The organism is Pseudomonas sp. CYM-20-01 (assembly GCF_023169845.1).
Taxonomy (GTDB): domain Bacteria; phylum Pseudomonadota; class Gammaproteobacteria; order Pseudomonadales; family Pseudomonadaceae; genus Aquipseudomonas; species Aquipseudomonas azotoformans.
This window is the reverse complement of the sequence record NZ_AP025169.1, coordinates 5,872,973-5,893,976: the sequence shown is the minus strand read 5'-3', so window position 1 is coordinate 5,893,976 and position 21,004 is coordinate 5,872,973. Positions and strand designations below refer to the sequence as shown.

Annotated in this window: 21 protein-coding genes; 15 read left to right on the top strand and 6 right to left on the bottom strand. The window is 61.7% G+C overall.

Going from position 1 to position 21,004, the window contains the following annotated elements; translation table 11 throughout:
* Positions 1-112: 112 nt before the first annotated feature.
* Both antB and antA read right to left on the bottom strand, forming a co-directional pair.
* Entirely contained in the window at positions 113-604 is a 492-nt protein-coding gene (gene antB / locus M2497_RS26860; RefSeq protein WP_058425695.1) for an anthranilate 1,2-dioxygenase small subunit, read from the bottom strand.
* On the bottom strand, positions 604-1,995 hold the full coding sequence (gene antA, locus M2497_RS26855; RefSeq protein ID WP_248484486.1) for an anthranilate 1,2-dioxygenase large subunit: 1,392 nt from the start codon (positions 1,993-1,995) through the stop codon (positions 604-606). Before antA ends, antB begins: the two co-directional genes overlap by 1 nt.
* Before the next feature lie 312 nt (positions 1,996-2,307).
* Between antA and M2497_RS26850 the strand changes: the two genes are divergently transcribed.
* A complete protein-coding gene (locus tag M2497_RS26850) occupies positions 2,308-3,294 on the top strand; it encodes a helix-turn-helix domain-containing protein (RefSeq protein ID WP_248484484.1) in 987 nt (328 codons plus the stop codon).
* On the opposite strand, the gene M2497_RS26845 is transcribed toward M2497_RS26850, so the two are convergent.
* The gene (locus M2497_RS26845; protein ID WP_016974899.1) at positions 3,291-4,166 is read right to left on the bottom strand and encodes a LysR family transcriptional regulator; all 876 of its coding nucleotides are present in this window, start codon (positions 4,164-4,166) and stop codon (positions 3,291-3,293) included. The genes M2497_RS26850 and M2497_RS26845 overlap by 4 nt on opposite strands.
* Positions 4,167-4,280: 114 nt before the next feature.
* On the opposite strand from M2497_RS26845, the gene M2497_RS26840 reads away from it, so the two are divergent.
* From M2497_RS26840 to catA, 3 genes are read left to right on the top strand one after another with little or no spacing between them, the layout of a single operon-like run.
* Positions 4,281-5,408, top strand: a complete 1,128-nt coding sequence (locus tag M2497_RS26840) for a muconate cycloisomerase family protein (RefSeq protein WP_248484482.1) — start codon at positions 4,281-4,283, stop codon at positions 5,406-5,408.
* A 12-nt stretch (positions 5,409-5,420) separates the two neighbouring features.
* Positions 5,421-5,711, top strand: a complete 291-nt coding sequence (catC, locus tag M2497_RS26835; RefSeq protein WP_071496358.1) for a muconolactone Delta-isomerase — start codon at positions 5,421-5,423, stop codon at positions 5,709-5,711.
* A 41-nt stretch (positions 5,712-5,752) separates the two neighbouring features.
* A complete protein-coding gene (gene catA / locus M2497_RS26830) occupies positions 5,753-6,682 on the top strand; it encodes a catechol 1,2-dioxygenase (RefSeq protein WP_248484480.1) in 930 nt (309 codons plus the stop codon).
* 123 nt (positions 6,683-6,805) lie between these two features.
* Here catA and M2497_RS26825 read toward each other — a convergent pair whose 3' ends face one another.
* Positions 6,806-7,279, bottom strand: a complete 474-nt coding sequence (locus M2497_RS26825; protein WP_003176072.1) for an Lrp/AsnC family transcriptional regulator — start codon at positions 7,277-7,279, stop codon at positions 6,806-6,808.
* A 144-nt stretch (positions 7,280-7,423) separates the two neighbouring features.
* On the opposite strand from M2497_RS26825, the gene kynU reads away from it, so the two are divergent.
* Together kynU and M2497_RS26815 are read left to right on the top strand one after the other, a co-directional pair.
* A complete protein-coding gene (gene kynU, locus M2497_RS26820; RefSeq protein ID WP_248484478.1) occupies positions 7,424-8,674 on the top strand; it encodes a kynureninase in 1,251 nt (416 codons plus the stop codon).
* A 162-nt stretch (positions 8,675-8,836) separates the two neighbouring features.
* Complete coding sequence (locus M2497_RS26815) at positions 8,837-10,243, top strand: amino acid permease (protein WP_248484476.1); 1,407 nt, start codon at positions 8,837-8,839, stop codon at positions 10,241-10,243.
* Here M2497_RS26815 and M2497_RS26810 read toward each other — a convergent pair.
* A complete protein-coding gene (locus tag M2497_RS26810; RefSeq protein WP_248484474.1) occupies positions 10,189-11,079 on the bottom strand; it encodes a LysR substrate-binding domain-containing protein in 891 nt (296 codons plus the stop codon). The two genes, M2497_RS26815 and M2497_RS26810, sit on opposite strands and share 55 nt — an antisense overlap.
* Positions 11,080-11,161: 82 nt before the next feature.
* Here M2497_RS26810 and M2497_RS26805 point away from each other — a divergent pair, with 82 nt between their 5' ends.
* From M2497_RS26805 to M2497_RS26785, 5 genes are all read left to right on the top strand, one after another.
* Positions 11,162-11,926 (top strand): sulfite exporter TauE/SafE family protein, encoded by a 765-nt coding sequence (locus M2497_RS26805; RefSeq protein WP_248484472.1) that lies wholly within the window; start codon positions 11,162-11,164, stop codon positions 11,924-11,926.
* A 117-nt stretch (positions 11,927-12,043) separates the two neighbouring features.
* Positions 12,044-12,634: an NAD(P)H-dependent oxidoreductase gene (locus M2497_RS26800; RefSeq protein ID WP_071496364.1), complete on the top strand. Its 591-nt coding sequence runs from the start codon at positions 12,044-12,046 to the stop codon at positions 12,632-12,634.
* Positions 12,635-12,664: 30 nt separating this feature from the next.
* Positions 12,665-13,561, top strand: a complete 897-nt coding sequence (locus tag M2497_RS26795) for a LysR family transcriptional regulator (RefSeq protein WP_248484470.1) — start codon at positions 12,665-12,667, stop codon at positions 13,559-13,561.
* A 103-nt stretch (positions 13,562-13,664) separates the two neighbouring features.
* Positions 13,665-14,558, top strand: a complete 894-nt coding sequence (locus M2497_RS26790; protein ID WP_248484468.1) for an NAD-dependent epimerase/dehydratase family protein — start codon at positions 13,665-13,667, stop codon at positions 14,556-14,558.
* A 195-nt stretch (positions 14,559-14,753) separates the two neighbouring features.
* Positions 14,754-16,199 carry a SulP family inorganic anion transporter gene (locus M2497_RS26785; RefSeq protein WP_248484458.1) on the top strand — a complete coding sequence of 482 codons (1,446 nt, stop codon included), beginning with the start codon at positions 14,754-14,756 and terminating at the stop codon, positions 16,197-16,199.
* A gap of 4 nt (positions 16,200-16,203) precedes the next feature.
* Here M2497_RS26785 and M2497_RS26780 read toward each other — a convergent pair whose 3' ends face one another.
* Positions 16,204-16,584, bottom strand: a complete 381-nt coding sequence (locus M2497_RS26780) for a lysozyme inhibitor LprI family protein (protein WP_248484456.1) — start codon at positions 16,582-16,584, stop codon at positions 16,204-16,206.
* 248 nt (positions 16,585-16,832) lie between these two features.
* Between M2497_RS26780 and M2497_RS26775 the strand changes: the two genes are divergently transcribed.
* From M2497_RS26775 to M2497_RS26760, 4 genes are read left to right on the top strand one after another with little or no spacing between them, the layout of a single operon-like run.
* A complete protein-coding gene (locus tag M2497_RS26775) occupies positions 16,833-18,182 on the top strand; it encodes a gluconate:H+ symporter (RefSeq protein ID WP_248484454.1) in 1,350 nt (449 codons plus the stop codon).
* A gap of 12 nt (positions 18,183-18,194) precedes the next feature.
* Positions 18,195-19,055, top strand: coding sequence for a MurR/RpiR family transcriptional regulator (locus M2497_RS26770; RefSeq protein WP_248484452.1), 861 nt, complete (start codon positions 18,195-18,197; stop codon positions 19,053-19,055).
* 1 nt (position 19,056) lies between these two features.
* Positions 19,057-20,520 carry a D-aminoacylase gene (locus M2497_RS26765; protein ID WP_248484450.1) on the top strand — a complete coding sequence of 488 codons (1,464 nt, stop codon included), beginning with the start codon at positions 19,057-19,059 and terminating at the stop codon, positions 20,518-20,520.
* A 29-nt stretch (positions 20,521-20,549) separates the two neighbouring features.
* On the top strand, positions 20,550-20,918 hold the full coding sequence (locus M2497_RS26760; RefSeq protein ID WP_248484448.1) for a glyoxalase superfamily protein: 369 nt from the start codon (positions 20,550-20,552) through the stop codon (positions 20,916-20,918).
* Positions 20,919-21,004 lie beyond the last annotated feature (86 nt).

Here is a 21,004-nt window from a genome sequence, read left to right as displayed (position 1 = left end):
CTGTAGTGAGCGGGCTTGCCCCGCGCTGGAGTGCGCAGCGCTCCCAAGCTTTTGGGGCCGCTGCGCAGCCCAGCGCGGGGCAAGCCCGCTCACTACAAGTCACAGTCGGCTGTCAAAGGTGATAGAAATCCAGCACCGAGTTGATGGTGTCGTTGAGCAGCAACGCATGCTTGCGGGTGATCAACCAGCTGTCGCCTTCAGGTTTCAGGGTGTAGGTGGCGTGGCCGTAAAACTGCTCTGAAGTGGCCAGGCGATAGAACAGCGTGTGCCAGTTCAACTTCACCTCCAGCGTGCCATCCGCCTGTTCGGCGATGCGCACGTTGTTGATCAAATGCAGCGTGCGCGGCATCGGTGTGGCCGACGCCGCCTTGCCGGTGCGCAGGCGGAACACGCGGTCCTCCAGGCCCGAGCGGTTGGCGTAATAGATCAACGACATCTCGCGCTTGGGGTCGCGGGTGTAGACGTGCTCCGAGTCCCATTGCGGCAGGTGGAACTCACTCTGCGGGTCGAACAGCTGCACATAGGCGTCCCAGTCCTGGGCGTCGCACAACTCGGACTTGCGGTAGAAGAACTGCTCGATCCGGTACTGCAATGGGGCATTCATCAGTTCACCTCCCGCAGTGTCAGCGCTTGATTGTCCAGGCCCTTGAGCAGGAACTGCTGCCAGTTGCGGTGCTGGTTCACGTAGAGGCCTTCATGGGTGAACTCGGTGCCGGTCATGGCCGGTTGAATGCCGATGGCTTCGCTGTTCGGCGTGGGGCCGGTTGCCCAGCGGTGGCTGCCACGGGAGATATCGCTCCAGCGTTCAAGCCGGCCCTGGAACCCGCGCTGGGCTTCGCGGAACTCCACCAGGTCATCTGGCGTGCCCATGCCGGACACGTTGAAGAAGTCCTCGAACTGGCGAATGCGGTTTTCGCGGTCGGCGTCGGACTCGCCCTTCACCCCCAGGCACTGGCTGATGATCTCGGTCTTGTTCCACGCCACCGGGCGGATGATGCGCAGCTGCGAGCTGATCTGGTCGAGGAAGAACAGGCTCGGGTAGATATTCAGGTTGCGCAGGCGATGCATCATCCACTCGGCCTTTTGCTGGCCGTGCTCCTGCACCAGACGCGGCATGATGGTGGCGTAGCCGGAGCGCACGCTGGGGTTGGGCATGTCGCTGAACAGCACACTGTGGCCGTTGTTGAAGGCGAACCAGCCGTCATCGGTGTTGGCGTCACCGGCGCCGAGCTTGCTGTAGTCCAGGGTGCTGCCGGCGCCGGTGCCGTTCTCGGTGTTCACCTGTTGCCGGTGCTGCACCGTGGCCACGTAGTTGTAGTGCACGGTGCTGACGTGATAACCGTCCAGGCCGTTTTCGTTCTGCAGCTTCCAGTTGCCGTCGTAGGTGTAGGCGGATTTGCCCGGCAGTACTTCCAGCTCACCGGTGGCGGACTGCGCGACCATCATGTCGAAGAACACTTTGGCGTCGCCGAGGAAATCCTCCAGGCTGTCGCTGCCATTTACGTCCAGGCTGATAAACACAAAGCCCTTGTAGCTCTCGATGCGTGCCTTTTTCAGGCCGCGTGTGGCTTTGTCGAAACCCTCCGGGTATTCCCCCGGTGCCTTGACCTTCACCAGCCGGCCATCGCTCTTGTAGCACCAGGCATGAAACGGGCAGGTGAACGTGGATTGGTTGCCCTTGCCGACCCGCGTCAGCGTGGTGCCGCGGTGCTGGCAGGCGTTGATCAGCGCATTGAGGCGGCCTTCGCCATCGCGAGTGATGATCATCGGCTGGCGCCCGGCGCGCATCGTCACGAAGTCGTGGTTGTTGGCCAGTTCGCTTTCGTGGCAGGCGTAGATCCAGTTCTTTTCGAAGATCAGTTCCATCTCCAGATCGAACAGTTCCGGCTCGGTGAACATGTCGCGGGCGATGCGAAACACTTCATCCACCGGGCGAAAGTCCAGGCAACCTTCGATAAACGTTTTCCACTGCTCGACGCTTCTTGCACCACTCATGGGAGGCACCTTTTTGATAGGGGCTAATCGGTGGTTTATTAGAGGCAGTGGTGCAGGGTGCGGGCTATCCGCTTAGTGGGGGAACCTGCGCCGGATAATTGGGCAGCAAATACCCAACCCGGTGCAGGAAGGTGACGGGATGCGCTACTGTCTTGCAGGGCAATGGCCGGAAAAACCGGTGGTTTATCCACTTAGTCGACTATTGCTATCCACCCGCTGGCCATTGCGCCGGCGTGGCGCATTATTTGCTGTCGAACAACAACGACGCGCCGCCAGAGCGCGCAACAGCCTAACCGCCGTGGGTGCACCCTGATGAGCAGCCAAACGATTCAACGCTTCGACCTGGAAGGCGCCCGCAGCTGGATGTCGGGCATTTGCGGGCCCCATCGCCTGGCCACCAATACGCCGGAGCGCCTGCGCTTTCACCACAGCGCCAACGTGTTCAAGTCCCGCGCCACCACCCTGGGCGTGATTGAATACGGCACCGACGTGACCATCGACATCGAAGACGCCGAGCACTTCAGCAGCTACAGCTTGAGCCTGCCGTTGGTGGGCGAGCAGGAGTTGAGCACGAACGGTGAGCGCCTGATCTCCAACCGCGATCAGGGTGTGATCATCTCGCCCAACGAGCATCAGGTGCTGGCGATTTCCGGTGATTGCCGCAAGCTGCAGGTGGTGATCACGCGGGCGGCGATGAGTGAATCACTGGAAGGTTTGCTGCAACGGCCGATTGAGGCGCCGCTGCGCTTTGAGTCGGTGATGGACGCCGTGGACGGGGCTTCAGCGTCCTGGTGGCGCATGGCGCGCTACTTCATCGCCGAGCTTGAGCATGGAAGCGAGTTATACGAGCAGGCCGCTTTTACCCGCGACCTGGAAAGCTCGCTGATCAAGGGCCTGATCCTGGCCCAGCCGAACAACTACTCCGAAGAGTTGCGCGATGTCCTCGGCGTGAAACTGCCGCATTACCTGATCCGTGCGCGGCAGTACATCCATGACAACGCTCGGGACACCGTGCACCTGGAAGACCTGGAAGCTGCTGCGGGGGTGTCGCGGTTCAAGTTGTTCGATGCCTTTCGCAAATATTTTGCCCTGTCGCCGATGGCCTATTTGAAGAAGCACCGGCTGTGCGCGGTACGCCAGGAAATCCTCGAGCACGGCTCTACCCGCACCATTTCCGAAATCGCCCTGGGCTGGGGCTTTACTCACCTGGGGCGGTTCTCGGCGGAGTATCGCAAGCTGTTCGATGAGTCGCCGAGCCAGACTTTGCAGCGCAACGATGCGCGGCGCCTGCGTGGCTAGATCAACTCTTCCACCAGTTGCAGGCAATGACTGAGACCCGGCGACTGGTCATTTACCCGTCGGCTGAGAATGATCGGCGACGTCGCAGTGGCCTCCACCACCGGTGTGTAGCCGATGTCTGCGCGGTGCAGCACTTGCACCGAGGCCGGCACCAGCGTCACGCCCATGCCGGCGCCGACCAGGCCGATGGCGGTCTGCAATTCGTTGGTCCACTGCGCCACCTTGAGGCTCAGGCCGTGGGCGTCGAACAGCGCGATCACATGGTCGGCATAGCTGGGGCGTGGGTTGCCGGGGTAGAGCACAAAGGGCTCGGCAGCCAGTTGGGCGAGGGTGGCGGGCGCATCAAGCAACGGGTGGCCGGCGGGCAGGACGGCGACCAGCCGGTCCTCCACCAGCACGCGTTGGACAATGGCCGGGTCATCGATGCGAATCCGCCCGAACCCCACATCAATGCGCCCGGCCTTGAGCGCTTCGACCTGCTGCAAGGTGGTCATCTCCGACAGCCCCAGTTCCAGCTCCAACGCCTCATGGGTACGCAGCCGGCGGATCAATTCAGGCAGCACGCCGTACAGGGTCGACGGCGCAAAACCGATGCCCAGCCACGTCTTCTCGCCCTGGCCGATACGTCGGGTGTTGTCGCAGACCTTGTTCAATTGCTCCAGCAGCACGTTGGCGTGTTCATAAAAAAAGCGCCCGGCCTCGGTCAGTCGCAGCGGTCGGCCACGCTCAAGCAAAATGACACCCAGTTCATCCTCCAATTGCTGGATCTGCCGACTCAACGGCGGCTGGGCGATGTGCAGGCGTTCGGCGGCGCGGGTGAAGTTCAGGGTTTCTCCCAGCACCTGGAAATAGCGCAGGTGACGCAATTCCATGACGGCTCCTTTCATACCTTGAGGGTATTGTGCGAGACCCATTCTATATTGGAAGCCTTGAAAAATACGGCACAGAATCGGCTAAAACCTATAAAGAACCCAACGGGTATTGCCATGCCGATTTGCGCCATCGAGTCGATCGAGACGATCATCGTCGACCTTCCTACCATCCGCCCGCACAAGCTGGCGATGCACACCATGCAAAACCAGACCCTGGTGATCATCCGCCTGCGCTGCGCCGACGGCATCGAAGGCATCGGCGAAGCCACCACCATTGGCGGCCTGAGCTACGGCAATGAAAGCCCCGACAGCATCAAGGTCAACATCGACCGTCACTTCGCGCCGCTGCTGATCGGCCAGGACGCCAGCAACATCAACGCCGCCATGTTGCGCCTGGAGCGCAGCATTCGTGGCAACACCTTTGCCAAGTCCGGTATCGAAAGCGCCTTGCTCGACGCCCTCGGCAAACGCCTGGGCCTACCGGTCAGCGAGCTGCTCGGCGGGCGTGTGCGCGACGCGCTACCGGTGGCCTGGACCCTGGCCAGCGGCAACACCGAAAAGGACATTGCCGAGGCCGAAAAGATGCTCGACCTGCGCCGCCACCGCCTCTTCAAATTGAAGATCGGCGCCGGTGAAGTCAGCCACGACCTGGCCCACGTGATCGCGATCAAAAAGGCCCTGGGCGACCGCGCCAGCGTGCGCGTCGACGTCAACCAGGCCTGGGACGAAGCGGTGGCACTGCGGGCGTGCAAGGTGCTTGGCGACAATGGCATCGACCTGATCGAACAGCCCATCTCGCGCAATAACCGCAGCGGCATGGCGCGGCTCAACCTGTCGAGCCCGGCGCCGATCATGGCGGATGAGTCCATCGAGTGCGTCGAGGATGCGTTCAACCTGGCCCGAGAAGGCGCGGCGTCGGTGTTCGCCCTCAAGATCGCCAAGAACGGCGGCCCGCGTGCCGTGCTGCGCACTGCCGCGATTGCCGAAGCGGCGGGGATCGGCCTGTACGGCGGCACCATGCTCGAAGGCGGCATTGGCACCCTGGCGTCGGCCCATGCCTTTCTTACGCTGAACAAACTGGCGTGGGACACCGAACTGTTCGGCCCGTTGCTGCTCACCGAAGACATCCTCACCGAGCCGCCGGTGTACCGCGATTTCCAGCTGCATATCTCCACCGCACCGGGCTTGGGCCTGGCCATCGATGAAGAGCGCCTGGCGTTCTTCCGTCGTGACAAACACTAAGAGGCGCCTGCCATGTTGTTCCACGTAAAAATGACCGTGAACCTGCCGCTCGACATGAACCCCGAGCGCGCTGCCAGCCTCAAGGCCGATGAAAAGGCCCTGGCGCAGCGCCTGCAACAGGAAGGCAAATGGCGCCACCTGTGGCGCATCGCCGGGCACTACGCCAACTACAGCGTGTTCGATGTCGACAGCGTGCAGGCACTGCATGACCTGCTGATGCAACTGCCGTTGTTCCCCTATATGGCCATCGAAGTGAACGCCCTGTGCCGGCACCCGTCGTCGATCCATGAAGACGACCGCTAGGCCGGCTTCCAAACGAATAACTACAAGATGAGGAATGCACCATGTCCATCCGACTGTCCCAGACTGCCCATGCCCAACAGTTTCTCGAAGAAGCCAGCGGCAACCTCAACGACGCTGGTAACCCGCGGACCAAGGCGCTGATCTACCGGATCCTGCGCGACACTGTGAACATCATCGAAGACCTGGAAGTGACCCCGGAAGAGTTCTGGAAGGCGGTCAACTACCTCAACGAACTGGGCAAGCACCAGGAAGCCGGATTGCTCGCCGCCGGGCTGGGCCTGGAGCATTACCTGGACTTGCTGATGGACGCCGCCGATGAGGAATCCGGCAAATCCGGCGGCACGCCGCGCACCATTGAAGGCCCGCTGTATGTGGCCGGGGCGCCGCTGTCGAAGGTCGAGGCGCGGCTGGACGATGGCAAGGACGACGCGGTGCCGCTGTTCATGCGCGGGCAGGTGCGCGACACCAACGGCAAACCGTTGGCCGGGGCGATTGTGGACGTGTGGCAGGCCAACACGGGGGGGACTTACTCGTGGTTCGATCCGACGCAATCGGAGTTCAACCTGCGCCGACGCATCGAGACCGATGCCCAAGGCAACTACCGGTTCCGTAGTATCGTGCCGTCGGGCTACGGTTGCCCACCGACCGGGCCGACCCAGCAACTGCTGGATCAGCTCGGGCGCCACGGGCAGCGGCCGGCGCATATCCACTTCTTTATTTCGGCGCCGGGGCATCGGCACCTGACCACGCAGATCAACCTGTCGGATGACCCGTACCTGCATGATGACTTTGCCTATGCGACACGGGATGAGTTGATCGCCGAGATTCGCTTCAGCGACGACCCGCAACTGGCGCAGGAGTTTGGCGTGGAAGGGCGGTTTGCGCAGATCGATTTTGACTTTGAGCTGCAGGTGGCGGAGGCGCCGGTGGAGCAGAAACGCATGCAGCGAGTCCGCGCTCTGGAAGATTAAACGCGATTCAAAAATGTGGGAGGGGGCTTGCCCCCGATAGCGGTGTGTCATTGAACAGTTCAGCCACTGACACTCCCTCATCGGGGGCAAGCCCCCTCCCACATTTGACCGATGGTGTTGCGGTTATTTGCGTACCACCAAGTCCAGCACCTCATCCCGATCCTTGATCTTCTGCAACACAATCTCCGAGCGGATATCCATCACCCCCGCCGTGCGGTTCAGGTGGTTCACGATAAAGTCTGAAAAGTGCTTGAGGTTGCGCGCCTGCACCCGCAGCACATAGTTGCTGGCGCCGGTGATCACGTAGGCGCTGGCGACCTCCGGCCAACCTTGCACCTTCTTGATGAACGTCTCGTGCCAATCCTCCACATCCTGACGCAACGACAGGTGCACGATGGCCTCCAGCTCGATCCCCAACTGCTCCGCATTCAACACCGCACGGTAACCGCTGATGATGCCCTCGCTCTCCAGCAGGCGCAGACGGCGCAGGCACGCGGACGGTGACAGCGCGACTTTTTCGGCCAATTCCTGGTTGCTGATGCGGCCATCCTGTTGCAGGAAATGCAGGAGGCGCAGGTCGGTGGCGTCGAGAATCATGGTTAGAATAAATCCGCGTGTTTGGGGGTTAAATTCGAATTTCCTACAGCTTAATTAGCCTGTTGCCCGCCACTTTGCACGAAAATTCTCTAAAAGTTCGTTCATTATTTGGTCCATCCTTACCTATAAAAGCCAGGACTATCCATGACCACTCGAAGCCACTGCCAAGCCCTCGACGAACAGGACCCGCTGGCGCCATTGCGCCGCCAGTTTGCGTTGCCAGAGGGGGTGATCTACCTCGACGGCAATTCCCTCGGCGCCCGCCCGGTGAAGGCATTGGCACGGGCTCAGGCGGTGATTGCCGAAGAGTGGGGCAATGGCCTGATCCGCAGTTGGAACAGTGCTGGCTGGGCGGACCTGTCCCAGCGCCTGGGCAACCGCCTGGCGCCGCTGATCGGCGCGGGCGACGGCGAAGTGGTGATCACCGATACCACGTCCATCAACCTGTTCAAGGTGCTCAGCGCTGCGTTGACCGTGCAGCGTCAACGCCAGCCGCACCGCAAGGTGATCGTCAGCGAGGCGAGCAACTTTCCCACCGACCTGTACATCGCCGAGGGCTTGGCCGAGCTGCTGCAACAGGGTTATTCCCTGCGCCTGGTGAACAGCCCGGACGAATTGCCCGAGGCCATCGACCAGGACGTGGCGGTGGTGATGCTCACCCACGTCAACTACAAGACCGGCTACATGTACGACATGCAGGCGCTGACCGCCCTGAGCCATGAGTGCGGCGCGCTGAGCCTCTGGGACCTGGCGCACTCGGCAGGCGCGGTGCCCATCGACCTGCATCGGGCCGGTGCCGACTATGCGATTGGCTGCACCTACAAGTACCTCAACGGCGGCCCGGGCGCCCAGGCGTTTGTGTGGGTCAACCCGGCGCTGGTGGATGTGGTGCGACAGCCATTGTCGGGCTGGTTCGGCCACACCCGGCAGTTCGCCATGGAGTCGACGTACGCACCGAGTGCCGGCATCGCGCGTTACCTGTGCGGCACCCAGCCGATCACCTCGCTGGCCATGGTGGAATGTGGGCTGGAGATTTTCGCCCAGACCGATATGGCGAGTTTGCGCAGCAAGTCCCTGGCGTTGACCGATCTGTTTATCGCATTGGTCGAAGCACGTTGCGCTGCTCATGAACTGGTGCTGATCACCCCGCGTGAACACGCCCGGCGTGGCAGTCATGTGAGCTTTGAACACCCCGAAGGCTATGCCGTGATCCAGGCCTTGATCGCCCGTGGCGTGATCGGTGACTACCGCGAACCGCGCATCATGCGCTTTGGATTCACGCCGTTGTACACAAGCTTTACCGAGGTGTTTGACGCTGTGGAAATCCTGGGTGAAATCCTCGACAACCACACCTGGGACCAACCGCAGTTCAAAGTCCGCAACAGCGTCACCTGACCACAACGCAGATAAAAATGTGGGAGGGGGCTTGCCCCGATTGCAGTGTGCCAGCCAATACAGCGTTGACTGATCCACCGCTATCGGGGGCAAGCCCCCTCCCACAGGGAATCTGTGACAACAGTTCAATAGTGCAATCACAATAATAAAGGGGCACACCACGTGACTACGCCAGACACCGGCTTTGCCGAGATCACCCACCGCGAACTGGGCCTGCGGCGCCAGCTCACTTCCGGCCAGATGAGCATGATCGCCATCGGCGGCGCCATTGGCACCGGGCTGTTCATGGGCAGTGCTTATGCCATTGGGTATGCCGGGCCCAGTGTGCTGGTGAGCTACGCCATCGGCGCGTTGATCACCTTGCTGTTGATGGGCTGCCTGGCGGAGATGACGGTGGCGCATTCCACCTCCGGCTCGTTCGGCGCCTATGCCGAGTTCTATATCAGCCCGCTGGCCGGCTTCCTGGTGCGCTACGCCTACTGGGCGGCGATCGTGCTGGCGGTGGGCGCCGAGGTCACGGCGGTGGCGATGTACATGAAGTACTGGTTCGCCAACGTGCCGGAATGGGTGTGGATCGTGTCGTTTTCCAGCGTGCTGATCCTGCTCAACGCCATCAGCGTGAAGACCTTCGGCAACTTCGAATACTGGTTCTCGACGATCAAGATCAGCGCCATCGTCGGCTTCATCATCCTTGCGGTGTACGTAGTGTTCGGTTCCGGCAACCCGGAGTACGGCGTGCAGAACTACACGGCCCACGAGGGGTTTTTCCCCCATGGCCTGAGCGGCATGTGGATCGCGGTGATCGTGTCGATCTTCAGCTACCTGAGTGTGGAGATGATCGCCGTGGCCGCCGGTGAAGCCGCCGACCCGGAGCAGGCGGTGAAGAAAGCCTTCCGTGCGACCATCGTGCGCCTGGTGGTGTTTTACCTGCTGACCCTGGCGCTGATGCTGGCCATCGTGCCGTGGAACCAGGCCGGGCAGACCCAGAGCCCGTTCGTCACGGTGATGCAGACCATCGGCATTCCCGGCGCTACCGGGGTAATGAACTTCGTGATCCTGATCGCGGCGCTCTCGGCCATGAACAGCCAGCTCTACATCACCACCCGCATGATGTTCAGCCTGTCCCGTGCCGGCTTCGCGCCCAAGTCCATGGGCACCTTGAGCAAGAGCGGCATCCCGCTGAACGCGTTGCTGCTGTCCAGTTCGGGCATCGCCCTGGCGACATTGCTCAACGTGGTGTACCCGGAAAGTTCGTTCACCTTGATGATGGCAATCTCGATGTTCGGCGCGATCTTCACCTGGTTCATGATCTTCCTTACGCACCTGTTCTTCCGTCGCTACCGCCAGTGCCACGGCGGGCCGAAGCTGTCGTTCCAACTGCGCTTTTTTCCCTACAGCACCTTGCTGGGCCTAGTGCTGATGGGCGCGGTGATGATCACCACGTATTTCACCGAGGCGTTCAAGATGACGCTGGTGTTTGGTGTGCCGTTCCTGTTGATTCTGTCGGCGGTGTATTACGGGTTTTTCCGCAAGGGCAGGGCCAAGGCGTCGAACAAGGCCTTGGCATAACCGGGCAGCTGTTCGAACGAGCGCGCACATAACAGCAGTTTCCGACAGGCCCACTCCTCTTGCAGGGGGTGGGCCTTGAAGGTGGGTTCCAGTGGCCAGCGCTCCAGTGCCGCCTGGGGCACGATACCCAGGCCGGCGCCGCGGGCGACCATGCGGATCACCCCATCAAACCCCTCGGCGCGGATGCGTGTTTGCAGACGGAAACCTGCGTGCAATGCCTGTTCTTCGAGGTAAACCGTCAACGCGCTGTGGGCGGTGAGGCCCACAAAGTCGTATTGCAGGCTATCGATAAAGCTCCCTGCGGTGAACGGATGATCCTGCGGTGTGATCAGCACCAGCGGGTCATCGCGAAACGGCAGGGTCTGCAGGCCGTGGGTGTCTACCGCGTCGGAAATGATCCCGAGGTCCGCCGTGCCCTGGCGCAAGGCCTGGGTGATGCGCAGGCTCGGCAGTTCCTGCAGGTCGATGTCGAGGTTGGGGTGTTCGCGCAAAAAGTCTGCCAGTAACTCCGGCAGGTATTCGCTGAGGGCCGTGGTGTTGCACAGCAGGCGCACCTGGCCCTTGATGCCGTTGGCGTATTCCGCCAGGTCCTGTTGCAGGTGCTCGGCCTGTTGCAGCAGCAGGCGGGCATGGCGAGCCAGGGCTTTGCCGGCGGGTGTTGGGGTAACGCCACGGCGGCCACGCTCAAGAAACGCGATACCCAGCGAAGCCTCCATCGCCCGGATACGCGCACTGGCGGCAGCCAGGGACAAATGGCTGCGGGCCGCCCCGGCGGTGATGTTGCCGGTGTCGAAGATGTGCAGGTAAAGGCGCAGGTCTATCAGGTCAAAGTGCATGGCACCAGCCTCTGTATAAACAAGAGTCTGCCTCAGTATATGGCGAATTTTCGACCTCATCGAAAAACCGCACAATCACTCCATGAATACCTTCCTCGCGTTCTACCAAAATATCGGCCCCGCCCTGACACTGCTGGTGATCGGCACCTTCATGCTCGCCGGCACCGTCAAGGGTGTGATTGGCCTGGGCTTGCCGACAGTCTCCATGGGCTTGCTCGGCCTGGCTATGCTGCCGACGCAGGCTGCGGCGTTGCTGATCATCCCTTCGACGATCACCAACCTGTGGCAACTGGCGTCCGGTGGTCATTTGAGTGCGTTGCTCAGGCGCTTGTGGCCGATGCTGCTGCTGATCTTCCTGGGCACTGGGCTGGGCACGTTGTGGCTGGGCATGAGCGGGGGAAGCTGGGTGGGCCATGCGTTGGGCGGGGCGTTGCTGGTGTATGCGCTGAGCGGTTTGTTCCTGCCGACGTTCAACGTAAATCCTGCGACTGAACGTTGGCTGGGCCCCGTGTGCGGGGTGATCACCGGCATCATCACCTCGGCGACCGGTGTGTTCGTGATTCCCGCCGTGCCCTATCTGCAAGCCCTGGGCCTGAACCGTGATCAGTTGGTGCAGGCGCTGGGGCTGTCGTTCACTGTTTCCACCCTGGCATTGGCCGCAGGGCTGGCCTGGCGCGGCACGCTCGGTGGCGGTGAAATCAACGCGTCGTTGCTGGCGCTGGTGCCGGCGCTATTGGGCATGTGGTTGGGTCAGGTAGTGCGTCAGCGCATCAGTGCGGTGTTGTTCAAGCGCGTATTTTTCATCGGCATGGCATTGCTGGGCGCCCATCTGCTGATCAGTGGTTAACAATGCGCAGGTGATTCGTGCTTTTTGGTCAAATGTATTTTGCCTCACCGCTGCTTATTCCGAGGGGGCAATGTCGATAGCCTGCCGGCAGACATTGTTAACCCCTCTGGATACCCCATGAAAAAAGTCCTCTTGCTCAACGGCGGCAAAAAGTTCGCTCACTCCGATGGCCGCTACAACACTACCCTGCATGACACCGCTGTGGCGGCGTTGGATCGTGCTGGCATCGACGTCAAGGTCACCCACATCGACGAAGGCTACGACGTGGCCGAAGAAGTCGGCAAATTCCTCTGGGCCGATGTGATCATCTACCAGATGCCCGGCTGGTGGATGGGTGCACCGTGGATCGTCAAGAAGTACATCGACGAAGTCTTCACCGAAGGCCACGGCAGCCTGTACGCCAGCGACGGCCGCACCCGCTCCGATGCCTCACAGAAATACGGCAGCGGCGGCCTGATCCACGGCAAACAGTACATGCTCTCGCTGACCTGGAACGCGCCGCAGCAAGCCTTCGACGACCCGACCGACTTCTTCGAAGCCAAGGGCGTGGACGCGGTGTATTTCCCGTTCCACAAGGCCAACGAGTTCCTCGGCATGACCGGCCTGCCCACGTTCCTGTGCGTGGACGTGATGAAACGCCCGGCCATCGAAGCTGACGTGGCGCGCTACGAGCAGCATCTGGCGCAGGTGTTCAAATTCTCGGTGTAAGCTGCGCTGAACCGATAACGAGGAGCGCCTGTGAAAGCCCGGTCCGATGAGCTGCAGATCTTCGTCAGCGTGATTGAATGTGGTTCGATTTCCGCCGCCGCCGAGCAAGTCGGGCAGACGCCCTCGGCTGTCAGCCGCACGTTGTCGCGCCTGGAAGCCAAGCTCGACACCACGCTGATCAACCGCACCACGCGGCGCATGGACCTGACCGAAGAGGGCAAGTACTTCTTCGAGCAGGCCAAGGTGATCCTGGCGCAGATGGAAGAGCTGGAAGAGCGCCTGTCATCACGCCAGCAGAAACCGGCGGGGCGCCTGCGCGTCAACGCTGCCGTGCCGTTCATGCTGCATGGGATCGTGCCGTACATCGCCGAGTTTCGTAGCCTCTACCCGGATATCCAGTTGGAGTTGAACAGCGATGACGTGATCATCGACCTGCTGGAACAGAGCACCGATATCGCCATTCGCATCGGCGCCCTGGCTGACTCGACCCTGCACGCGCGATCTCTTGGCTGTACGCCGCTGCATATCCTCGCCAGCCCCGGCTACCTCAAGCAATACGGCACGCCCACCACGGTGGCCGAGCTGGCCGATTACACGCTGTTGGGGTTCACCCAGACCGAAACCCTCAACCACTGGCCGCTGCGCCATGTGGAGGGCGATCGCTGGCTGATCCAGCCCGGCGTGGCCGCGTCCAGCGGCGAAACCGTGCGCCAGTTGGCGCTGGAGGGGCAGGGCATCTGCTGCCTGTCGAACTTCATGACCATTGACGATATCGAGGCCGGGCGCCTGGTGCCGGTGCTGGAGGCGTTCAACAGCGGGTATCGCCAGCCGATCCACGCAGTGTTCTACCGCAACTCGCAGCTGGCATTGCGTATCCAGTGTTTCCTGGACTTTATCCAGGCCAAGCTGGCGCGGTATGCCTGCTGATTCGTGACCTGAGCGCAAGAGTGAATTGGGCGCCAAGGGCTTATTCGTCAGGGATGAGGCCTTGATACTGGGTCCATCACTTACCCAGCCAGGAGAGTCCTCCATGAACGTATTCATTACCGGCGCAGCAGGTTTTATCGGCGGTTCCATCGCGACCGGCCTGGTCAAGGCCGGCCACACCGTTACCGGCCTGGTGCGCAGCGCCGAGCAGGCTGCCGAGATGACCGCACTGGGCGTCAACCCGGTGATCGGCACCCTGGATGACGCGGCTGTATTGACCGAGCAAGCGCAACAGGCCGACGCGGTGATCAACGCCGCCAGCAGCGACCACCGTGCTGCCGTGGAAACTCTGCTCGCGGCGTTGAAGGGCTCGAACAAGGTGTTCCTGCACACCAGCGGTTCGAGCATTGTCGGGGATGCGTCGGGCGGCAAGGCCAGCGATGTCATCTACTTCGAGGGCAACCTGCCGGAGCCGACGGTCGACAAGGCGGCTCGTGTGGCCATCGACAATCTGATCCTCGCGGCGGCCAATGATGGCGTGAATTCGGCAGTGATCTGCAACACCCTGATCTACGGCCACAGCCTGGGTGTTAAGCGCGACAGCGTGCAATTGCCGCGTCTGCTCAAACAAGCACGTAAAAGCGGCGTAGTGCGCCACGTGGGCACCGGGCAGAACATCTGGTCCAACGTGCACATCGAAGACGTGGTGGCGTTGTACCTGTTGGCTCTGACCAAGAATGTGCCCGGTACTTTCTACTTCGTGGAAAGCAGCGAGGCCGCGTTTATCGACATGACCACCGCCATCGCCGAAGCGCTGAACCTGGGCAAACCGCAGGATTGGCCATTGGCCGACGCTGAAGCCGAGTGGGGCTATGAAATGGCCAACTATGGCTTGGGCTCCAACAGCCGGGTGCGCGGCAAGCAGGCCCGTGAACTGTTGGGCTGGGCGCCGAAGCGTACGTCGGTGGTGGAGTGGATTCGCCACGAAATGGTGTGATGTTCACTTGATCCCCAGGGTGTTGCTATCGGGGGCAAGCCCCCTCCCACAGTTGACCGAGTTCCAACTATAGAGTGCAGTCTAGTGTGGGAGGGGGCTTGCCCCCGATTGGCACGACTCGGTCTTTGAGACTAGCTCCATCTCCCTCAATTCCGTACCATTCCCCGCCTTATCCCCGCATTACCCTGGTACTTCATGAACCTCACCCGTCTGCGCGCCGATGTCCTGGCCGGCCTCACCACGTCTTTTGCGTTGCTGCCCGAATGCATCGCCTTTGCCCTGGTGGCTCACCTCAACCCGTTGATGGGGCTCTACGGCGCTTTCATCATCTGCACCCTCACCGCGTTGTTCGGCGGCCGGCCCGGCATGGTGTCCGGTGCGGCCGGCTCGATGGCGGTGGTGATCGTCGCGCTGGTGGTGCAACACGGTGTGGAGTATCTGCTGGCGACGGTGTTGCTGGGCGGCTTGATCATGGTCGCCTTCGGCCTGCTGCGCCTGGGCAAGCTGGTGCGCATGGTGCCGCACCCGGTGATGCTGGGCTTCGTCAACGGCTTGGCGATCATCATTGCCCTGGCGCAGTTGGAGCATTTCAAAAGTGGTGAAACCTGGCTCAGCGGCACGCCCTTGTACGTGATGACCGGCCTGGTGCTGGTGACCATGGCCATCGTCTACCTGCTGCCGCGCATCACCCGCGCCGTGCCGCCTGCGTTGGTGGCGATCCTCGGCGTGGGGCTGGCGGTGTACCTGCTCGGCCTGCCGACCCGCACCCTTGGCGACATGGCCCACATCGCGGGCGGCCTGCCGACTTTCGCGCTGCCGCAGATACCGTGGACCGTGGAAACCCTGGGCATTATTGCGCCGTACGCGTTCCTGATGGCCATGGTCGGCTTGCTGGAAACCCTGCTCACCCTCAACCTCACCGACGAAATCACCGAGACCCGTGGCTACCCCGACCGTGAAAGCGTGGCCCTCGGCGCGGCGAACATGGTCTCCGGCCTGTTCGGCGGCATGGGTGGCTGCGCGATGATCGGACAGACCGTGATCAACCTCAGCTCCGGCGGGCGCGGGCGTTTGTCCGGGGTGTTTGCCGGGGTGATGATTCTGTTGTTCATCCTGTTCCTGTCGCCGTTCATCGAGCGCATTCCGCTGGCGGCGCTGGTGGGCGTGATGTTCGTGGTGTCCCAGCAGACTTTCGCCTGGGCCTCGTTGCGGGTGATCAACAAGGTGCCGCTCAATGACGTGCTGGTGATTGTCGCGGTGACGGTGATCACGGTGTTCACCGACCTGGCCACGGCGGTGCTGTGCGGGATCGTGATTGCGGCGTTGAATTTCGCCTGGCAGCAAGCGCGCGAGCTCTATGCCGATGAGCATCTGGAGGCCGATGGCAGCAAGCTCTATCGCCTGCATGGCACGTTGTTCTTCGCCTCGACCACGCCGTTTTTGAACCAGTTCGACCCGGCCAACGACCCGGCCCAGGTGACGCTGGATTGCCGTCACCTGAGCTTTGTCGACTACTCGGCGATTGCCGCGTTGATGACCCTGCGCGAACGCTACAGCAAGGCCGGCAAGCACCTGCGGGTGCTGCATCTGTCGGAGCGTTGCAAGAAGCTGCTCAAGCGCGCCAGGGTTCACCACGACTGACTGACTACGGCCCGACCAGGTCTTCGAGTTCCTGCGCGCGGGTCTGGGTCATGTCCAGCACGCAGCCGGAACCGTTGACCCGGTCGATGCTGCCGCCGGTGGCGGAACCGGCGAAGGCGCAATTGGCGTCACGGTATTTTATCCACAGGCGCTGCACGTCTTGCAGTTGCTGCTTGCGCGGGCCTTCCTGGGCGGCGAGGGCGGTCTTGTAGGCGCGGTTCAGGCGTGCGTCCTGCACCTTGGCTTCGTTGGCGTTGCACGTAACCATGTCGGCGGTGGTGTTGGCGCTGTCCATGCACTTCTTCAGCGCTGGGTTGTCGGCGGCCGACGCGGTGCCGCACAGGGCAAGGACCAGGGCGCTGGCGGCAAGGGAGGTGCGAATCATGGTCGTTTTTCCTGGGCATGAGTGGAGGCGCATTTTATGACTCGATGACGGCGTTTGAGTTTCCGGCATCCTCTGATCTTCATGTAAGAACACCCCTCGAATTTTCATTCACGCCTGTCGGGCTTATCCCAACGCGACAGCGCTTACCTGTGGGCGAAAGTTATTTTCATAAAAATTGAAAATTTCCACCGGTAATGATTTATGAGTTTCACAACCAATTCGACGTGACCCTTTCCGAGGAGTACCGCATGGCCGCATCACCGGGCTTCGGGCTGTTGGCATACGCTGCCATCGCCATCATTGCTTTGATCGTGCTGATTGCACGTTACCGACTCAACCCGTTTATCGTCATCACCCTGGTGTCCATCGGCCTGGCGCTGATGGCCGGGATGCCGGCGGACACCATCATGGGTTCCTACGAGGCGGGTGTCGGCAAAACCTTGGGGCATATCGCCCTGGTGGTGGCGTTGGGCACCATGCTCGGCAAGATGATGGCCGAGTCCGGCGGTGCCGAGCAGGTGGCGCGCACGCTGATCAACCGGTTTGGCGAACGTAACGCGCATTGGGCGATGGTGTGCATCGCGTTCCTGGTGGGGCTGCCGCTGTTTTTCGAGGTGGGGTTTGTGTTGCTGGTGCCGATCGCCTTTACCGTGGCGCGCAGGGTCGGCGTGTCGATCCTGATGGTCGGGCTGCCGATGGTCGCCGGTCTGTCGGTGGTGCATGCGTTGGTGCCGCCGCACCCGGCGGCGATGATGGCGGTGCTGGCGTATAACGCGTCGGTGGGGCAGACCGTGCTGTATGCGATTCTGATCGGTATTCCTACGGCAATTATCGCCGGCCCGGTCTACGCCAAGTTCATCGTGCCGCGTATTCATCTGCCGGCGGAAAACCCGCTGGAACGCCAATTCATCGAGCGCGAACCGCGTACCCGTTTACCGAGCTTTTCCCTGACCATGGGCACCATCCTGTTGCCGGTGGTGCTGATGATGATCGGCGGCTGGGCCAACGTGATCTCTACGCCGGGCACCGGTTTTAACCAGTTCCTGCTGTTTATCGGCAACTCGGTGATCGCGCTGCTGGTGGCGACCCTGGTGAGCTTCTGGACCTTGGGGATTGCACAGGGCTTCAACCGTGAGTCGATCCTCAAGTTCACCAATGAATGCCTGGCGCCGACCGCGAGCATCACCTTGCTGGTGGGCGCGGGCGGCGGGTTGAATCGCATCTTGGTGGACGCCGGTGTCACTAACGAAATTCTCGGCCTGGCCCATGCCTTCCACCTGTCGCCGTTGGTGATGGGCTGGTTGTTTGCCGCGCTGATGCGTATCGCCACAGGTTCGGCCACGGTGGCCATGACCACCGCGTCTGGAGTGGTAGCGCCCGTCGCCCTGGGCCTGGGTTATCCACACCCTGAGTTGCTGGTGCTGGCCACCGGCGCAGGTTCGGTGATCTTTTCCCATGTGAACGACGGCGGCTTCTGGCTGATCAAGGAATACTTCAATATGACGGTGATCCAGACCTTCAAGACCTGGACCGTGTTGGAGACGTTGATTTCGGTGGTCGCCTTCGGTCTGACTTATGGTCTGTCCTGTATTTTGTAACCCGGAGAGCCCATGGACATCCTCTACCAGATCCGCGCTCGCCAGGACGCCTTCAGCGCCGGCGAAGGGCGTATCGCCAAGCTGATGCTGGATGACGTGGGGTTTGCCGCGTCGGCCAGCCTGGAGGAGTTGTCGCAACGGGCCGAGGTCAGTACGGCCACGTTGTCACGGTTTGCGCGCAGCGTGGGGTGTCGGGACTTGCGTGATCTGCGCCTGCAACTGGCCCAGGCCAGCGGCGTCGGCAGTCGCTTCCTCGACCCGGCAGGGTTGCCGGAACAGTCGGCGTTTCATCGGCAGATCCTGGGGGATATCGAGGCGACGTTGCGTCAGCATCTCTCCGGATTCAACCAGGCCAGTTTTGTCGATGCGGTCAGCCTGTTGGGCAAGGCGCGGATGATCCATGCGTTCGGCATGGGCGGCCCGTCGAGCCTGTGCAGCGATGAGTTGCAGGTGCGCCTGGTGCGCCTGGGCTATCCGATTGCGGCCTGCCATGACCCGGTGATGATGCGGGTTACGGCGGCGACGCTGGGGCCTGAGCATGCGTTGATTGTGTGTTCTTTGACTGGCCTCACCCCCGAACTGCTGGACGTGGTGGCGTTGGCGCGCAACTACGACGCGCGCATCGTCGCCATCACCCTGGCCGACTCGCCCTTGGCCCAATTGGCCGATGTGCTGCTGCCGCTGCAGCCGGCCGAAACCAGTTTTATCTACAAGCCCACCGCCGCCCGCTACGGCATGCTGCTGGCTATCGACCTGCTCGCCACCGAGTTGGCCCTGGCCTCGCCGGATGGCAATCAGGAACGCCTGCGCCGGATCAAGCTGGCCCTGGACGATTATCGCGGCGGGCCTGACAGCCTGCCGCTTGGAGACTGATATGAAGTACGACACGCTGATTCGTCAGGCATTGATCATCGATGGCAGCAACACCCCAGGCTATGTGGCCGATGTGGGGCTGCGCGCCGGACGTATCGAGGCGATTGGTGATTTGTCGAGCGCATCGGGCGCGCATGAGGTTGACGCTCAGGGGCGTGTGCTGGCGCCGGGTTTTATCGACGTGCACACCCATGATGACACGGTGGTGATCCGCCATCCGCAGATGCTGCCCAAGCTCAGCCAGGGTGTGACCACGGTGATTGTCGGCAACTGTGGCATCAGTGCGTCGCCGGTGACGTTGCGCAGTGATCCGCCGGACCCGATGAACCTGTTGGGCAGCGCTGCGGCGTTTGTGTATCCGCGTTTCACTGACTATCGAGCAGCGGTCGAACAGGCTCACCCGGCGGTCAACGTTGCCGCATTGATCGGTCACACGGCACTGCGCAGCAATCACATGCAAGACCTGCATCGCAGCGCTTCAGCGGACGAAATCGCCGCCATGCGCGTGCAGTTGCAAGAAAGCCTCGAAGCCGGTGCCCTAGGGTTATCCACAGGCCTGGCCTACGCCAGCGCGTTCAACGCCGAGACCGATGAGGTGCTGCAACTGAGTGAAGAACTGACGGCCTTCGGCGCGGTGTACACCACCCATTTGCGCAGCGAATTCGAGCCGGTGCTGGAGGCGATGGACGAGGCGTTTTTGATTGGCCGACATGCCCAGGCACCGGTGATCATTTCCCACCTCAAATGTGCCGGCGCCGGGAATTGGGGGCGTAGTCCGCAGTTGTTGGCATCGCTGGAGCGGGCGGCGAAAACCCACCCGGTGGGCTGTGATTGTTATCCCTATGCTGCGAGTTCTTCGACCCTGGACCTCAAGCAGGTGACCGATGCGTTTCGCATCACCATCACCTGGTCGACGCCGCACCCGGACATGGGGGGGCGTGATCTGCAGGACATTGCCGCTGAGTGGGATATTTCGCTGATGGACGCAGCGCGTCGCCTGCAACCGGCGGGGGCAGTGTATTACGGGATGGATGAGGCGGACGTACGGCGGATTCTCGCGCATCCGTTGTCGATGGTGGGGTCGGATGGGTTGCCAGAGGACCCGTTCCCGCATCCGCGTTTGTGGGGTGCGTTTCCACGGGTGCTGGGGCATTTCAGCCGGGATGTCGGGTTGTTCCCGTTGCACACTGCCGTGCACAAGATGACCGGCTTGTCGGCGGCGCGATTTGGCCTGGCCGAGCGCGGTGAAATCCGCGAAGGGCACTGGGCCGACCTGGTGCTGTTCGACCCTTTGCGCGTGCGCGATGTGGCGGACTTCAAGCAACCACAGCGGGCGGCGGAAGGCATTGATGGGGTGTGGGTCAACGGAGTGTTGAGCTACTGCGACGGGCAGGCGAACGGTCAGCGGCAGGGGCGTTTCCTGGCGCGCAGTGGGGATTTGCGTCGGGGATTTTCGTCTTTATAGTGGGCGCTCTTATGAACGGAGCGATTGCCATGCACTTAGGAAAAGTCACCCCCATCCTGCGGATTTTCGATGAGGCCAAGGCGTTGGAATTCTACGTCGACTTTTTGGGGTTCAAGGTGGATTGGCAGCATCGTTTTGAAGCGAGTTTTCCGTTGTACCTGCAAGTGTCGCTGGGTGAATGCGTGTTGCATTTGACTGAGCACCATGGCGATGCGTCGCCGGGCGCGGCGGTGCGGATTCAGGCCCAGGGGGTGGACGCGTATCAGCAGCAATTGGTGGGCAAGGATTATCGGTATGCCAAGCCAGGGGTTGAGGAAACGCCTTGGGGCGCGCGGGAGATGAGCATCAAGGACCCGTTTGGGAATCGGCTGGTGTTTGTTGAGGAAGGTGAGGGCTGAGGGGCAAATCGCAGGCAATAAAAAAACGCCTTGGTAGGGCGGTTTTTTTTGCAACACCAGTTAGTGGCTGGGGTTGCACTCTCAAA

Bases quoted from the DNA above. Each gene is read 5' to 3' on its own strand.
- catA (WP_248484480.1), top strand. From the start codon at position 5,753: ATGTCCATCCGACTGTCCCAGACTGCCCATGCCCAACAGTTTCTCGAA.
- M2497_RS26840 (WP_248484482.1), top strand. From the start codon at position 4,281: ATGCCGATTTGCGCCATCGAGTCGATCGAGACGATCATCGTCGACCTT.
- M2497_RS26775 (WP_248484454.1), top strand. From the start codon at position 16,833: ATGGCCGCATCACCGGGCTTCGGGCTGTTGGCATACGCTGCCATCGCC.
- M2497_RS26845 (WP_016974899.1), bottom strand. From the start codon at position 4,166: ATGGAATTGCGTCACCTGCGCTATTTCCAGGTGCTGGGAGAAACCCTG.
- M2497_RS26790 (WP_248484468.1), top strand. From the start codon at position 13,665: ATGAACGTATTCATTACCGGCGCAGCAGGTTTTATCGGCGGTTCCATC.
- kynU (WP_248484478.1), top strand. From the start codon at position 7,424: ATGACCACTCGAAGCCACTGCCAAGCCCTCGACGAACAGGACCCGCTG.
- M2497_RS26760 (WP_248484448.1), top strand. From the start codon at position 20,550: ATGCACTTAGGAAAAGTCACCCCCATCCTGCGGATTTTCGATGAGGCC.
- M2497_RS26805 (WP_248484472.1), top strand. From the start codon at position 11,162: ATGAATACCTTCCTCGCGTTCTACCAAAATATCGGCCCCGCCCTGACA.
- M2497_RS26785 (WP_248484458.1), top strand. From the start codon at position 14,754: ATGAACCTCACCCGTCTGCGCGCCGATGTCCTGGCCGGCCTCACCACG.
- catC (WP_071496358.1), top strand. From the start codon at position 5,421: ATGTTGTTCCACGTAAAAATGACCGTGAACCTGCCGCTCGACATGAAC.
- M2497_RS26780 (WP_248484456.1), bottom strand. From the start codon at position 16,584: ATGATTCGCACCTCCCTTGCCGCCAGCGCCCTGGTCCTTGCCCTGTGC.
- antA (WP_248484486.1), bottom strand. From the start codon at position 1,995: ATGAGTGGTGCAAGAAGCGTCGAGCAGTGGAAAACGTTTATCGAAGGT.
- M2497_RS26825 (WP_003176072.1), bottom strand. From the start codon at position 7,279: ATGATTCTCGACGCCACCGACCTGCGCCTCCTGCATTTCCTGCAACAG.
- M2497_RS26800 (WP_071496364.1), top strand. From the start codon at position 12,044: ATGAAAAAAGTCCTCTTGCTCAACGGCGGCAAAAAGTTCGCTCACTCC.
- M2497_RS26770 (WP_248484452.1), top strand. From the start codon at position 18,195: ATGGACATCCTCTACCAGATCCGCGCTCGCCAGGACGCCTTCAGCGCC.
- M2497_RS26850 (WP_248484484.1), top strand. From the start codon at position 2,308: ATGAGCAGCCAAACGATTCAACGCTTCGACCTGGAAGGCGCCCGCAGC.
- M2497_RS26765 (WP_248484450.1), top strand. From the start codon at position 19,057: ATGAAGTACGACACGCTGATTCGTCAGGCATTGATCATCGATGGCAGC.
- antB (WP_058425695.1), bottom strand. From the start codon at position 604: ATGAATGCCCCATTGCAGTACCGGATCGAGCAGTTCTTCTACCGCAAG.
- M2497_RS26810 (WP_248484474.1), bottom strand. From the start codon at position 11,079: ATGCACTTTGACCTGATAGACCTGCGCCTTTACCTGCACATCTTCGAC.